Source organism: Sphingomonas faeni (assembly GCF_024273235.1).
Taxonomy (GTDB): Bacteria; Pseudomonadota; Alphaproteobacteria; order Sphingomonadales; family Sphingomonadaceae; genus Sphingomonas; species Sphingomonas faeni_A.
On record NZ_JANBVH010000019.1, the window covers coordinates 1 to 14,820 of the forward strand.

The window sequence follows — 14,820 nt, forward strand, 5'->3', positions numbered from 1 at the left end:
CCGCGATCCGCTGCAGAACCTGAGGGGAGGGGCCCGCTACCTTCGCGAGCATCTGGACGAGTTCAAGAGGGTGGACTTGGCGCTCGCGGCCTACAACGCAGGACCGGGTCGGGTTCGTCTAAACGGGCGTATCCCGCCGTTTCGCGAGACGATCGGCTACGTCTCAGCGATCACGCGGGGCTGGAGCGCGAGCGCGTTCAGGACGGCCACGATCCAGACGGCGTCACTATCGACTAGTGTGCCGACCTTCCGCGGCGCCCAGCTTTTCAACTACACGTCGACGAGCGTCGCGAACCCGAGGTGATTGGCGTAAAGCATGGCGATCGCGAGTATCGCCGGCGCACCGAGCAGGTAATTGAGCTGCCAACGAACCCAAACGCGGGGAGCCGCGAGAACCTTGTCCATCACCGTGGTCGTGGCCAGGGTCCTGGTTCCCGAGCGATAGTCGTGGACCGTTTTGATCCCTGCAATGATCGCGCACATCGCGACGAGCAGTCCGACTGCGGCGTAGAGTGAGATCCAGGCGTCGAGGGTAGCTTGCGACATAAGCGCTCCTTAACGTCAACGCCCTTGGCACCGGCTTAACGGAGGAGAAGCGATTCCCGTTGCGTAACGTTCTGCGGGACAGGAGAGGGGGCCTAGGCCACCAGCGCTTGGGGCTTTGTGGCGGTGCGGTGCTTGGGCCGCATCTGGATTACCATGCCTTTGGTCTTGCGGGTTCGACCGACCGCATCGACGCGCTCGCCCGTGATCGTATTGATAACGGTGACGTCGTAATCCGGGAGCCGGTTCTCCGCCTGGATTTCCTTTGCGAGGCTCTTCAGCCGCGAGATCGGCCCCATCGAGCCGACCTGCTGATGCAACTCCTCGATGGTCATTTCGATCGGCTCGCCCGAGCAGTGCGCAATCTCGTACATGCGCCGCTCAATTGGACCGAGCCGGAAATAGTCGTGGTGGTAGTGGTACATCCGCTGGTCGCGCTGGATCGCACGGAAAAGCCAGTTACAGGGGCGGATACGGACATACCGCAACGCCTCCTCACCGTTGGCTAGTTTCTCGTACTCGACCTGAGCCTCAGCGAGCCATGAGAACCAGCCCCGGTCGATCTTGGAACCGGTCTCGATATTCGTCTTGATCTGCGTCCCCTGCAGCCGCTCCAAGGCTTCCGCGAACCGCTTATAGTCGCGAGTCGAAGGACGCTCGACCCCTGTGATCCGGAAAAAGTCGTGCGCTGCGAAGGTCACCTCTTCCTGGGCTGGCTGACCGTCAGCGATCGACTGCGCGATCAGCGAGGCAACGTAGAGCAGGATCTCCTTGTCCCACATGGTGGCAACGCCGGTGTCGCTCGGGCGGATCTCGATCGTCACGTTATCGCGACGGTACTCGATGCGCTCCATGTGGGGGTTCTTCGACAGCACGAAAAATGGAAAGTGCATAATGGAGCGCTCGCCGCGGACCTTGCCGTGCAACGGGCTATCCATGTCGAACAGCGAGATTTGCTGCGGCATGGCTTTCGACCTGGCCATCGTCGCTCCCTTCCAAGTTCCTGAAGGATCATACCCCGGCTCGCGCTATCGATCACCCCAGAAGGACATAGATATACTGAAAGCACGAGGATTGCACGGTCGTGGCCCCGGCTAACATCGCCGCGCCCTCTTAAGAGAGTGGGGCAGGGGGGCACGTCTCGTGCTATCAGTATTTCTATCTTCTCATAGCAAGCGTTGAGTGCGGCCGGCCCGAGCGAGGCCCAGCGCCGCCGCGGCAAGCTGTCCAATCGAGCGTGAATCCGACCCTGTCGCAAGTGACCGCATTCCTTCGGATCGGACGCTGTCCTTCAGCCCGTGATAGGTTCTGCCAAGGTTGAGCTGCCCGGAAGCAGCGTGCTTGTTCATCCCTCGAAGGTAGGCGCCTGGGCGATCGACATCTCCCCGCATGTGTTTGTGGGCGGTTGCAATCACCGACGCTGCAGCGCCCTTTTGACCCATAAGGCGACAGGCCTCGTGCCACACGTTTCGGTGGATCGCCGCCTGATCGACCAATCGCTCTGCTGTGTTGATCAGATCACCCCAAGTCGGTCTCGACGTGGTGGTAAGCATGAACTCCGGGATGACGGCGGCGATGAACTCGGGATCAACACCGTGTTTCGCCAAGTCGGCCTCAACTTCGGTTTGAGGTTGCTGGTAACGGACGTCGTACTCCGTTCTGCTACTTTTTTCCGGATAGCCATTACTGTAAGCTGCTTTAGCAGTTTTAGGTTGTTTTGTAGTTGTAATGGGGGCGTCGTCAGAGTCGCCCGAGGGCGAATCTTTTTGTGGAATCAAAGGGTCAGGAAAGCCCTGCGTTGCGACTGCGACGGCCTTCGCAAGATCATCGGCCCGGGCCTCCATCTGGTCGACGCAAGCGCTCAACAGCTCCTCATCACGGACGCGGCGCATCTGGCTTGTTGCGAGAAGCGAGATCTCGACAGCCGTTCTGGCGTCGATGCTGTCGATCCGCTCGTCATCAACGAGCTGAGCAAGCGTCCTGATACGACGCCGCGCCGCAGCCAGTCTTTGGCGAAGCACCTTAATTCGGAGATCCGCCTCGGCGCCTTTGGTAGCGGCCGCCATGAACTCCTCGTATCGCAAGCCAAGAGGGCTGAGGTCGATGCCGTAGGCGTAGATTAGCCGGCCGTCCTTCCCACGAGCACCGACCCGGTTGCCGTTCGCGCTATCTCGGTGTGTGATTAGGCCGAGGCGTGCCGCAGCGCCGAGCATCTTTTGCACCTGACGCACACCTATGCCGAGCTTCTGCGTCAACTTCTCGTTGGACGGGAAGACGATCGGGCGCTGACCGTCCGCCCAATCGATCGAGCGCGACCAGCTCATCAGCGTGTCGACAGCGTGGACTAGGCGGGGAGGGATGCCGATGTAAGGCGCTGCGCGCTTGAAGACGGTAAGGACCTGCCGGTGGCTGACGTCCTCCGGCAGTCCCTCGAACTGCTGCGCAAGCTGGTCTGTTGCAGCTGTGCGTTCATCAAGACGCCTATGGCCGGCGCCCGGAGCGTAAGCATAGGAGTTCATTCGGCAAATCCCCTTTGGGATGCCGTGCGGACGCAGAAGTCCGTGGCGCGAACTGCGCTTTCTTATTGCTGCGTCATTGGGACTCGGCTAAGGGGACGTTGCAACACGACCTTTTCCGAGGTTCCGAAAAGCCCGGCCTAGTGCCGGGTTTTTCTTTTCTGCACGGCTTCCCCTTTTTGGTGACACGCGATCGGGTGATCGCGGGGCCGCAGCGAGCCTGAACTGACCAGACGCGGACGACGTGAGCAGCGTAAACGGCGCGATCGCTGCTCGTCCTGCACGGTGGCTCGTGCTTTCAGTTAATCTATCCCAGAAATGCTCGTGCTTTCAGTATTTCTATGTGGCGCGAGGGACGGGCAAGGGGGCTGAAAGGGGGCGTGTAACCCGATTACACACCGTTGCGAGCGTTTGCGGCTCCGGATTCGCGGGCGCTATGCGTGGCTCGTGCTTTCAGTACATCTATCTCGCTAGGCTCATCGCGAGTAGCGGTACTGCAGGTTGAAGGAAGCCCGACCACGTCACGAGCATCGTCATGATGCCCATGATCCAACCATCTATCGGCTGCAGAAAGTGATTTCTGTAAATTCGGCTATCCGACGCCAGTACCGGCGAACAACCACCCGGGTCTTCCGGCCCCTCATCACATGAAGCCTTTCCCTGCGTGATCGCGGTAGCGTTCCGTGTCCCGAACATATTCCGCCACCATGTCGATCGAGGCATGCCGGCTATGCTGCCTCATCTTGAATAGGTTGGCGTTCTGGCGTCCCGCCTCGGTAAGAAAGCCTGCCCGCAACGAGTGACCTGAGAAGAGCTCGGCCGGATAACCAGCAGCGGCCGCGGCCGCCTTGACCACCAGCGCCACGCCTTTGGTGCTCATCGGCTTATCGGTGAGCCGACCTTGTGGGGTGAGCTTGCGAAATACCGGGCCGGACGTGATTCCGGCCTGTTCGAGCCATGCTTCATAGTGTCGCACCGGCTCGAGCCTCGGTCCGTCGAGCACGGCGACGCCTTGGCCTTCGCCGAACTGGTCGGTCTTGGACGACTTTACCTGGATCGTCAGCCCCTCGGCGTCGCGTGTTACGCGGGCGACGGTGATCGCCACCAACTCCGAACGGCGGAACGCTCCGCCCATTCCGATCGCAAGCAGCGCGCGATCGCGGTGTGCGCGCAGATCGTCGCCGGTGATGCTGCGAAGCATGTCGCGTAGGATGTCGCCATCGGCCGCGCGCTTCTTGTTGATCTCGTCGTCCTTCTTGGTTCGGCGGATGCCGCCGACGACCAATCCCAGGTCGCCCGCGCCGGGCTGCGACGTCGGCGGTTCGATCTTGGCCATCCGGTGCGCGAAGACGATCGCCGCCAGACGGCGGTCGATTGTCGCCCTGGTCAGCGGCTTCGGCACCCGCCGCATACGAAGCTTGCCCGTCTTGGTGAACTGGTCAGCTGCCGGCACGAAGCCCGACGTGGCGAGCTCCGTCAGGAATGCGGCGACGGTTGCCGGCGTTGCCGGTAGCGGACGGTAGCGGCGCTCAGTGCACCAGGCGAGGAACAGGTCCCAGTCAGATCGATAGGATTGCAGCGTCGCCTCGGCGCGGCCGCGGCGCAGGAACTGGTCGACGCGCTCTTGGTCGTCGGGCGCAAGATCGGGAAGGTAGAGGTCCTGAGGTTCGACGCGGTCGAGGACAGTGAGTGCTCCGTTGATGATCGCGTCGAGATCGGCCGGACGATCATCCTTGGGTGTTGGGCCTGCCGGTTCGTTCGCAGCCGTGACCAAGAACGATGCGACGATCTCATCGTCGTGGTACGCAGGCTCGCTATCTGTGACCATCACTGCGCCGCCTCGCAAAGTGGATCAGGCTCGCTCGTTCTGGTCGATCGGTCCTGGTTCGATCCTGAATCAGTAGCCGAACAGCTGTCGGTTTCCCTAATAGGGTGGACGTTCTGCACCGTGCGATCGTCACCTGAGACGGTGGACTTGCACCTAAAATAGTGGGCGACGGAGCCATCTAACCCACTCGTGACATGCTCGCAGTCAGCCATGGGCGCCGATTGAGCCGCGCGGCTCCCTTTGCGCGAGCGCAGCCGCATCTCTCGCAAACGATCGATTTTGATGCGCCACCATGTGAGAACATCTAGCAGGGGTAGCAGGCGTATCAAAACACATTCTCGATTGATCGGGTTCGTGTTAGGCACGCGAGATGAGTTTTGAGAAAATTCTATGCTGATCGGCTACGCCAGGGTCTCGACGCCGGAACAGGACCTGACGCCTCAGCTCGATGCACTGCGCGAGGCAGGTTGCGAGCGGACGTTCAGTGACAAGGCCAGTGGCGCCAAGGCGAACCGCATCGGATTAGCCGATGCTCTCTCCCACGCACGTAACGGGGACGTGCTCGTCGTTTGGAAGCTAGACCGCCTAGGCCGAACGATGAAGGGGTTGGTCGACTTGGCCGCTGATCTAGCTGAGCGTGGTGTCGGGTTTCGATCGCTGACCGACGGGATCGATACCGCTGGCACTGCCGGCAAGCTCGTCTTCCACATCATGGCCGCAATGGCAGAAATGGAACATGAGCTTAATCGCGAACGCACCACGGCTGCCTTAGTGGTGGCACGGCGTCAGGGCTGGGTAGGCGGTCGAAAGACGGTAATGACGCCCAAGCGGCTGGAAGCAGCGCGCAAACTTTTGGCTTCCGGAATGACCATTCGCGAGATTGCGCCGAGCATCGGTGTTTCTGTTCCGACCCTCTATCGCCATTTGCCCGCACCGGAGCAGGCAGCGATCAGCGCCGAAGGGACCAACGCATAGCACTCCCATCGTCTCTTCTGACGTGAGGTTATGACGCCCTAAACCCATGCAACTCTGTGAGCTGGTCGGTTGCGTCGAAACCGTCCGGGCCTGTTGAAAAATGCGGGACATGCCGGGTTGCTCCTTCGTTTTGACCCTACTCAGAGGAGCAGCGCCATGATGGGACCAACCTGTCGCGGTGGGCGGGAAGGGGCGTCCTGCCGCACCATAGAAGCCATGTTGCCCACAGACCACCTGCTGCGTCGCATAGACCGATGTCTTGAGACGAGCGAACTCAGGCAAGCGCTGGCTGGTCACTACAGCACGCGGGGACGACCATCGATCGACCCGGAACTCCTCATCCGGATAACGCTGATCGGTCGTATCTACGCGATCCCATCCGAGCGGCGTCTGTGTGAGGAGTTGCGTTATAATCTGGCTTACCGCTGGTTCTGCCGCCTCGCACCAGGAGACAAGGTTCCGCACCACTCGACATTCAGCAAGAACCGGCACGGTCGCTTCCGCGACGCCGGCGTGTTCCGGACCCTGTTCGAGGGCACGGTTCGACGCTGCATCGGCGAAGGTCTTGTTGGCGGTAAGGATGCCGCAATCGACGCCTCGTTCATCGAGGCTGACGCATGCTGGCAGCGCAAGACGATTCCCGGCTACTTGCCTTACGTGGCCAACGCAGGTCGCCCGGTCCGTGAGTGGCTGAGCGATCAGAGCAGTGTTGTTACGAAGCCGCGCGGCTCCAAAGACTTTGACGGCGTATCGCGGACCGACCCGGCTGCAGCTTGGTCGGCGCGACCGGGCCGTGCGCGGTTCGGCTATGCACTGAACGCGCTCGTCGACACCCCGAGCGGCGTAGCGCTCGATATCGAGGCCACGCCCGCTCGCTTTGCGGAAGAGGTCAATGCCGGCCGCGTCATGCTCGGGCGGTCCGCCGATCGTTTCGATTACCACCCCAAGCGGGTTGCGGCCGACAAGGCCTATGGCAGCGCCCACTTCCTCGGCTTCGTGCGGGACCACGGTGCAATCCCGCACATCCCTGTGATCGACCGCACGCAGCAGACCAAGGGCAAGCTGCCAAGAACAGCCTTCACCTATGATCGGGATACCGACAGCTTTATCTGCCCGACTGGCAAGCCGCTCCCGCACCACGCCTTCCATCTGCCCACCGGCGTGCATCGCTATGCCGCCGATGCCCGAGACTGCGAGACGTGCGTGCTTCGGAAGAAATGCACAACGGCGCGGCGTCGTACTCTGGTCCGTCTGGATGATGAGGACGTCCGCGATCTTGCCAGAGCCGAGGTAGAAACCGGCCTCTACAAGCGGTCGATGCGGTTGCGGCGCGGGGTGGAACGGTTCTTCGCTGACGCCAAGGGCAAGCACGGCATGAGGCGGCTTCACCTGCGCGGCATCCGCGGAGCGGAAGAAGAGTTCCTGATCGGCGCGGCGGTGATGAACCTTATGATTCTGGCGCGTCCACACCGGCTGACGGGCAAGCCACGCCGGGGTGCCTGCGTTCCCGCGGCCCTGACCCCAGCTGCAATCTCGGCCCGATCGATCGAACACGACGTGATCGTCCCGCCAGCTCGGCGATATTCCTGATTGCTGAGGCACGATCCGCTTCATCACGCGGCGCGCAGTCGTTCTTTGCGGTACGGTACACCGTCAAGCAGCGCCTGGCCCGGCGCCTTGGGAGTGCCGTCACCATTTACGTACATATAGAGCGTCGTCGTCGTCATCCCGAGACGCCGTGCGACATCGGCTGCGATCGCATTGCGATCGGACATTGCGGCCATCGCCATCGCCAGCGTCGCCTTATCCATCTTGCGGGGTCGTCCACCCATCCGCCCCCGGGCACGCGCCGCGGCAAGGCCCGCCTGTGTGCGCTCGGCGATCAGTTCGCGCTCGAACTCGGCAAAGGCGGCGAAAATGCCGAAAGCGAGGCGACCGTTGGCGGTAGTAGTGTCGATCTGCGCGCCGGCACCCGTGAGGACCTTCAAGCCAATGCCACGCTCGCGCAGCGCCTCGGCAGTGATGACCAGATGCCGCAGGTCGCGCCCGAGACGATCCAGTTTCCAGAGGACCAGTGTATTACCGGGCTGCAACGACTTGAGGCAGGCAGTCAGGCCGGGACGCGCATCATGGCGGCCCGAAGCGAGATCTTCATAGATGCGTGAGGGATCGACGCCAGCGGCGAGCAGCGCATCGCGCTGCGGCGCTAGTGTTTGCGATCCGTCAGCCTTGGACACCCTCACATATCCAATGAGCATCATTACCCCGCCAGAAAAGATATCCACCACCCTGCAATGTGTTGGTGGTTTCCGCAACGGGTTTTCCGATCTCCAGGGGGCGCCATCGAGGCAAAAGCTGCTACCGCCAGAAAACCGGTCGTTTTTCTTGTTGCCCAGTGACAATCACGATGAGCGCCTGCGCGTCATTGCAATGCGCGGTTGGGGTCTGCTTCGGGAGTGCGTACCCGGACCGGAAGCAGCCTCCAACCGCTTCGGCTTGATCTGCGGGTTGCCCTGCTGCCATCCTGCCGTGGCACCGTGGACGAGGCAGACCCTGATCGTGAGTGACAAGTTGTCATATCCTGTCGGCCCTTCAGGCCGGGGACGTTCGGCGTCAGTTTCTCACAAGTGCGGCAAACACTTCACGCATCTGGGTCGAGGGAGAGGGATCGTGCACTTCTTGAAGGATCGAACCGGACCACTGCGAGAGAAGGATGCGCGCCAGTTGGATGCTCGGCATCGCTGGCGTCAGGCCGGTACGCCTCAACAGATGGGAGGTGACGTCGGCGAAGGCGGCCTCGTACGCGACCTTGACCGGTTCGAAGCGCGTGCGGAATGGCGCATTGCGTCGTGCGTGAAGGTGAAGCTCAACCATCAGTACGGAATGACGCGCATCAACGGACAGGGCATCCAGGCTGCGCCCGATCGTATCCAAGATGGACTCTGCGGTTTGATGACGGGTATCCGCCACCAACGTGTCGAGCTTTCGGGCCAGGCTCGCCATGTGCTCTTCGACCAGCGTGAAGAGAAGATCGTCCTTGCTGGCGAAATACGAATAGAATGCGCCCTGCGAGAAGCCAGCGCGTTCGCAGATGCCGCGGATCGAGGCGGCTGCGACCCCGCTCGCGACGATCAGCCCGATCGCGGCGTCTAGCAGTCGCGCCCGCGTCTCCATCCGCATCTCGGGACGCTTCCTGCGGCCTGGCATCCCCCGCGTCGTTAGTGTTGCCTCGTATTCCACCAGACCGGAATGCAATCTGTTAGGTCCGAGGGCAACAGCCGCGCCGGCATTGCAACTAATATATCAGGTGATATGTTACAGGCATTCTCGTCTAGGAAAGCTGCCACGCGTGATACCCAGCCGCCCCATTGCCTATCGCGACGATCTTGAGGTCGAGCAGCCGGACGAGGCTGCGCTGACGCGAGAGATCGTGGCTCAGATGGCGGCGACGCAGGCTGCCCATGCGGAGCGGCATCGTCATGCGCATCGGGATGCACATGCGAAGAGCCATGCAATCCTGAAAGGGCAGATGACGGTTCATCCGGACCTCCCGGCCGAACTGGCCCAAGGCATCTTCGCCCACCCTTGCGAACATGAGATCGTGGCCCGGCTGTCATCGGCACCGGGCGATATTCACAGCGATTCGGTGCCAGCACCACGTGGCTTCGCGCTCAAGGTCATTGGCGTTGGGGGCGAGCGCCTTACGCCCGATCTCGGCGGAGCCAATCAGGATTTCCTGATGGTCAATTTTCCGACTCTCGCCTTCGGTACGATTGCCAAATACAAGGTCATGCTAGGCCTGCTCGAAAAGAACGCGGATGCGCCTGAGGCGGCGCAGAGGCTGATCGCCGCTGCCGCCCGCGGCGTAAAGGGCGCGTTGGAAGCACTGGGTGCTTCCCCCGGTGCCACGCTCGACGGACTGGCGCGCGACCACGCGCACATGCTGGGCGAGACATTCCACACGCAGGCGGCTATTCGCTACGGCGATTATGTTGCGAAGCTGTCGCTGGCACCGGTTGGAGCGGTGGCCGAACTGACCGGACGGCAAGTCGAAGCGGGCTTTTCGACCATGCGCGACGCCGTGGTCGACCATTTCCGCCACGCCGGCGCCACCTATGAACTACGCGCGCAACTCTGCGTCGATCCGAATACGATGCCAGTCGAGGACGCGGCAGTCCTTTGGGATGCTACCCTCTCGCCGCATCGCGCCATCGCGACACTGACCTTCCCTCCACAGGATGCCTACGCCCCGGCTAGGCAGGTGCACGGGGACGATCACCTCGCCTTCAATCCGTGGAACGGAGTTGCAACGCACCGGCCGCTCGGCGGCATCATGCGGATCCGCAAGGCAGCGTACGAATCATCTTCGGGCCAGCGGCACAGACTGAATGCCGTGGCTCGACGCGAACCGCGTTCGCTCGATGAAATTCCGGATTGATTCGTATCGAAAGGACATCATCCATGGCCGACACCACAGATCCCCGGCTCGACGACGAAAGTCGTCTTGCAGAGTTTCGTCGCGTCGCTGCAGAAATAGCTGCCGATGCCCCGACACTCGCCCGAATTGCGATCGAGGGCATGATCCGCAATCACAATCCGCTGTTGAAGGGTACTGCCGGGTCGGCGGGGAGAGCCGGGCGGCAATCGGGCAACGTGTCCGAACTGACAGCAATCGCGACGCTGAAGCCCGGTGGCGCCGACCGGCTGCGCCGCATCTTTAACCTGACCGGCGGCAATTTCGACGGCGCGCAGAAGGTGTCCACGCTTCACGACATGCGCTTCGTCCTGTTTGATGATGATACGCGCATCCTGTTCGCCACGGCGTACGACGGTGATTGGGATACCTATATCAACGACTTCGCGACGAAGATCCCTGATTTGATGGACCTGTTGTTCGCCAATATCGAAGGGTGGCCCGGTATTGCATCGGCCGCCGTCAAGGATTTTATCGCCGATCACCAGATCGACGCAGCCGGTTGGTTCGTTGCCAACCCGCAGGTGACGGTCGTGGACGTGCGGCGCCTCCAGCGTATGGAGACGGCGCTTGATGCCTTCCTCGATTCTATGGCTAGCAACACCGCCGCGGATCCTGCGACACGGGACGCGCTGGCCCTGCTGTCGAACCAGGTGTCGGTGCCCCACGGGGTGGATTACTGATGGGTATCCTCCAGCACCTCAAGGACCGCTTCCGCCCTGACCGTGTGACGCTCCAACTGGATGACATCCAAGCGTTGATCCTACGTGCGCGACCTGAACCTTATGTCGGCATACATGCGATGCTCCACGTCGACGACGCCGCGGGTGGTCGCGATCTCTTACGACGGCTCGCGCCGCATATCCCCGCTGCAGCAGACTGGACCGAAGAACTTACTGCATGGACCGGCGTGGCGATCAGCCACGCCGGTTTGAAGGCGCTTGGGGTGCCCAATGCTTCGCTCGCCAGCTTTCCCCTGTCGTTCCGCCAAGGGATGGCGGCGCGCGCGGACCAGTTGCGCGACGCGGGCGAAAATGCTCCCGAGCAGTGGGAGGAAGCCTATCGCCACGATCAGTGCCACATCGCGCTCACCATCTTCGCGTCCGATCAGGCCCGGCTCGACGAAGCGACCGACCGGGCGATGTCCGAATATCATGCGTCGAGCGGCGTGACGCTGATCGGAACGCACCGCTTCGGAGCTGATGCAGATGCTAAGAACCCATTCGGCTTTCGTGACTCAGTGTCACAGCCGACCGTCGCGGGAGCCGGGGTCGATCCACAGCCGGGACAGGAACGCGCAATCGCGCCGGGCGAGTTTATCCTCGGCGAGGACAGCGAAACGGGAGCGCCGCTGCAGATACCTCATCCTGACGCGCTGGGGCGAAACGGTTCCTATGTCGTGCTGCGTAAGTACGACAGTCGCCCAGGGGCGTTCAACGATTTCGTGCGCGGCCACGCAAAGGATGAGGCGGCGCAGGAGCTGTTGGCCGCCAAGATGTTCGGCCGCTGGAGATCGGGTGCACCGCTGATCCTGTCGCCGACTCGCGACGACGAAGTGCTGGGTGCCGATCCATCGCGGCGTAATGAATTCGACTTTTCGGGCGACAAGTCCGGAACTGTGTGCCCGCACGGCGCGCACATGCGACGCCTTAATCCACGTGGCGAGCGGCTGACGATTCTGACAGACGAAAACATTCACAGGATCATTCGCCGTTCCTCGACCTTCGGACCGAGATGGTCGGCCGACTTGACCGCCGCAGATGATAGTCGGGACGATCGCGGCATCTTCTTCATCTTCATCTCTGCCCGTGCGTTCGATACGATCGAATTCCTGCAGCAGGAATGGATCAATCGCGGTAATTTCATCGACTTGGGCGATGAGCGCGATCCCATCGTTGGCCTACACGACGAGCCGGGTCGCTTCACCATTCCTGCCGAGCCGGCTCGTAGTCGTATCGATGGCGTTACCACCTTCAACCGGCTGCGTGGCGGCGAGTATATGTTCATGCCTTCGCTCACCGCCTTGCGGTGGATTGCTGCGGAATCGTGGAACTGACATGGAGCAGGATACCGGCCACTATGTCGAGTACCCCCATCCCATCCGGGCGGGTCCAGGCGCAATCGATAATCTCGCTCATGTGAACAATGCCATTTACCTCATGTGGATGCAGGAGGCGATCGGTGCTTTGTGGCGCAAAACGGCCCCTCTCGGGCAGGTGAAAGCACTGACCTGGGTCGCGCACCGGCATGACGTGGTATACAACCGGCCGGCTGTGCTGCACGACCTGCTCATCGCTGTGGTGCGCGTGACCGGCTATCAAAGCTGTTGCGCTCAGTTGGAAACTCGCTTCGAGCGTCACGGGAAATGCGTGGCAATGATTAAATCCACGATGATATGCGTTGATCGTGCGTCGGGACAACTCAAGTGTATCCGCCCCGATCTTGCCCGCCATTTCCGTCTTTTCAAAGACGAAGCGGTCGCGACCGCTGGAGCCACATCATGATACGGCTGTTCCTCCGCTCCAACGCGATCACCGCATTGGCGTTCGTCGCAGGGTGCACTACACTCGACCGTGCGCCATTCACCGCAGCGCAAAGCGCCACAGCCATGATCGCTGGTGCGCCGCAAGCCCGGTTCTGGGCGGATGCGCCGGACGCCGCGCAGCGGATGCGACCCGACGTGTCGGCAGGGCAGCCAGTGACGATGTTGGCACTATCAGGCGGCGCGGACGAGGGTGCCTATGGCGCCGGCGTGCTCAACGGCTGGACACAGAGCGGTACGCGTCCGGCGTTCAGCATCGTCACCGGGGTCAGCACCGGCGCGCTGATCGCTCCCTTTGCCTTTTTGGGCAAGGAAGGCGATGCCTCGATCGCCCGTTTCTACACTAGCGTATCCGCCAAGGACATATTTCACCCCCGTTTCCCGCTTGCGATCCCGGGTTCTACCAGTGTTGCTTCCACCGCTCCGCTTGCGAAGCTGATCGCCCGTGAGGTGACGCCGGAGCTTGTGGCGCGCATCGCCGAGGAGCAGGCGAAGGGCCGACGCCTGTTTGTCGCTACCGCCAATCTCGATGCGCAACGCAGCGTTATCTGGGACATGGGGGCCATCGCCTCCAGCGCGCTGCCGAACAAGGTGGCGTTGTTCCGCCAGGTATTGCTTGCCTCATCGTCCATCCCGGTCGTGTTCCCGCCGGTGGTGATTGACGCGTCCGCAGGTGGCGCACACGTGCGCGAGCTTCACGCCGATGGCGGGACCACCGCAGGTATTCTTGCGATCCCGCCGCACCTTGCGGTAAGCGATGTACCCATCGACGATGCCGCCCGCATGCATGTCTACCTGCTAATGAACAGCCGGCTCGGTGGCGATTTTCAGATGGTGAAGCCCCGGCTCGTCCCGATCCTGAAACGCGCCTTCGCGCTCAACCAGCAGGCGGCGCTGCTGACGCTGGCGGATACCAGCTACGTCTATGCGCATCGCCATGGCATCGACTGGAACGTGACGTTCATCGGGAACGACGTCGCGCCAAGCGACAAGTTATTCGAGAGGGGGTACATGCGCCGCCTGTATGCTTATGGGGTGGAGCGAGGACGCGCCGGCACGTGGCTGAAAGCACCGCCCACAACGGCCGATCTTCTCATCGCAGATCATCCCGATCATCGCTAGCGGCATTATGCCGGTATGGATCGTCCGTCTGAAGTAGCGTAAGATCGAGATAGCAGGCGTGAAGATAATCGCCAGATAGGCTCCGCAATGCGAAGTAGGGGACATCGCCAATAGGACTGATATTCATTGCTAATTGCGCTCTCGGGAAGGCTCGTTTCCTGAAGCTTTACCTGCTTTCTTTTCACATGGCCGCTGAAGGTACAATTACGCATGCAGCGCATTCCTTCCCGTCCAGCTATCCGACGGTTCGAGCCAAGCGACCTGCCCGCCGGGCTGATCCTCCAAGCGATTTCGTACCCAGCGTTTCTGCACGAGGACGCCGAAGCGTTCGCCAGTCGCCTCAGGCTAAGTGCATCCTACTGCTTTGTGGCTGAGCGTGACGGTGCAGTCATCGCGTACCTTCTGGCTCATGGTTGGATCCGCCAGTCACCTCCGCCGGTTGGAAGCGTCCTCTCCGATACGGCTGGCGAGGTGCTGTTCGTCCATGACCTCGCAGTCTCGGTCGCCGGCCGGGGCTTGAACATCGGGCGAGCCCTTGTCTGGCACGCGGTCGCATCGGCGGCTCGCGACGGACTTCTTCAGGCGGAATTGATCGCCGTAGAGAAGGCTGCTGGGTATTGGCGCGCTCTCGGCTTTGCAGAAGAACCCGTCTCGCCCGAGCTATCCCTCAAGATCGCCACCTATGGCCCCGAGGCGCGGTGGATGACCCGCAGCATCTCAGACTTGTCTCCGAAACATGACAAGAATCTTGCAAATTGATGCGGTAACATTTGCCCCGACTTACTCTCGCTCTCTCCCATGGCGTCCCGTATACCTGATT

General features: G+C 61.6%; 15 protein-coding genes. 9 read left to right on the forward strand and 6 right to left on the reverse strand.

Annotation, left to right across the window (positions count from 1 at the left end):
- Positions 1-304: lytic transglycosylase domain-containing protein (locus NLI89_RS11745; protein WP_254687243.1), on the forward strand; the 304-nt coding region annotated here is incomplete at its 5' end.
- Here NLI89_RS11745 and NLI89_RS11750 read toward each other — a convergent pair.
- The 4 genes from NLI89_RS11750 to NLI89_RS11765 form a co-directional block, all read right to left on the reverse strand.
- Positions 271-546 (reverse strand): hypothetical protein, encoded by a 276-nt coding sequence (locus NLI89_RS11750; RefSeq protein WP_151992018.1) that lies wholly within the window; start codon positions 544-546, stop codon positions 271-273. The genes NLI89_RS11745 and NLI89_RS11750 overlap by 34 nt on opposite strands.
- 92 nt (positions 547-638) lie before the next feature.
- The gene (locus NLI89_RS11755; RefSeq protein ID WP_151992017.1) at positions 639-1,526 is read right to left on the reverse strand and encodes a replication initiator protein A; all 888 of its coding nucleotides are present in this window, start codon (positions 1,524-1,526) and stop codon (positions 639-641) included.
- Positions 1,527-1,709: 183 nt separating this feature from the next.
- Complete coding sequence (gene repC, locus NLI89_RS11760; RefSeq protein WP_151992016.1) at positions 1,710-3,062, reverse strand: plasmid replication protein RepC; 1,353 nt, start codon at positions 3,060-3,062, stop codon at positions 1,710-1,712.
- Positions 3,063-3,702: 640 nt separating this feature from the next.
- Positions 3,703-4,887: a tyrosine-type recombinase/integrase gene (locus NLI89_RS11765; RefSeq protein WP_151992504.1), complete on the reverse strand. Its 1,185-nt coding sequence runs from the start codon at positions 4,885-4,887 to the stop codon at positions 3,703-3,705.
- Positions 4,888-5,277: 390 nt separating this feature from the next.
- Between NLI89_RS11765 and NLI89_RS11770 the strand changes: the two genes are divergently transcribed.
- Positions 5,278-5,862, forward strand: coding sequence for a recombinase family protein (locus tag NLI89_RS11770; RefSeq protein ID WP_254687244.1), 585 nt, complete (start codon positions 5,278-5,280; stop codon positions 5,860-5,862).
- Positions 5,863-6,018: 156 nt separating this feature from the next.
- Positions 6,019-7,452, forward strand: a complete 1,434-nt coding sequence (locus tag NLI89_RS11775) for a transposase (protein WP_240699135.1) — start codon at positions 6,019-6,021, stop codon at positions 7,450-7,452.
- Between the two features lie 23 nt (positions 7,453-7,475).
- Here the strand turns inward: NLI89_RS11775 and NLI89_RS11780 are convergent, their stop codons facing one another.
- Entirely contained in the window at positions 7,476-8,120 is a 645-nt protein-coding gene (locus NLI89_RS11780) for a recombinase family protein (RefSeq protein WP_133192378.1), read from the reverse strand.
- A 355-nt stretch (positions 8,121-8,475) separates the two neighbouring features.
- Positions 8,476-9,117: a TetR/AcrR family transcriptional regulator gene (locus NLI89_RS11785; RefSeq protein ID WP_254687245.1), complete on the reverse strand. Its 642-nt coding sequence runs from the start codon at positions 9,115-9,117 to the stop codon at positions 8,476-8,478.
- A 94-nt stretch (positions 9,118-9,211) separates the two neighbouring features.
- Here NLI89_RS11785 and NLI89_RS11790 point away from each other — a divergent pair, with 94 nt between their 5' ends.
- The 6 genes from NLI89_RS11790 to NLI89_RS11815 all read left to right on the forward strand — a co-directional run bounded on the left by NLI89_RS11790 (position 9,212) and on the right by NLI89_RS11815 (position 14,759).
- Positions 9,212-10,300 (forward strand): catalase family protein, encoded by a 1,089-nt coding sequence (locus NLI89_RS11790; RefSeq protein ID WP_234422826.1) that lies wholly within the window; start codon positions 9,212-9,214, stop codon positions 10,298-10,300.
- 23 nt (positions 10,301-10,323) lie between these two features.
- Positions 10,324-11,019: a hypothetical protein gene (locus NLI89_RS11795; RefSeq protein ID WP_254687246.1), complete on the forward strand. Its 696-nt coding sequence runs from the start codon at positions 10,324-10,326 to the stop codon at positions 11,017-11,019.
- Positions 11,019-12,392 (forward strand): Dyp-type peroxidase, encoded by a 1,374-nt coding sequence (locus tag NLI89_RS11800; RefSeq protein WP_151992014.1) that lies wholly within the window; start codon positions 11,019-11,021, stop codon positions 12,390-12,392. The genes NLI89_RS11795 and NLI89_RS11800 overlap by 1 nt, the downstream gene beginning before the upstream one ends.
- Before the next feature lies 1 nt (position 12,393).
- Positions 12,394-12,840 (forward strand): acyl-CoA thioesterase, encoded by a 447-nt coding sequence (locus tag NLI89_RS11805; RefSeq protein ID WP_165954596.1) that lies wholly within the window; start codon positions 12,394-12,396, stop codon positions 12,838-12,840.
- Complete coding sequence (locus NLI89_RS11810) at positions 12,837-14,000, forward strand: patatin-like phospholipase family protein (protein ID WP_254687247.1); 1,164 nt, start codon at positions 12,837-12,839, stop codon at positions 13,998-14,000. Before NLI89_RS11805 ends, NLI89_RS11810 begins: the two co-directional genes overlap by 4 nt.
- 210 nt (positions 14,001-14,210) lie before the next feature.
- A complete protein-coding gene (locus NLI89_RS11815; protein ID WP_151992012.1) occupies positions 14,211-14,759 on the forward strand; it encodes a GNAT family N-acetyltransferase in 549 nt (182 codons plus the stop codon).
- Positions 14,760-14,820: the final 61 nt, after the last annotated feature.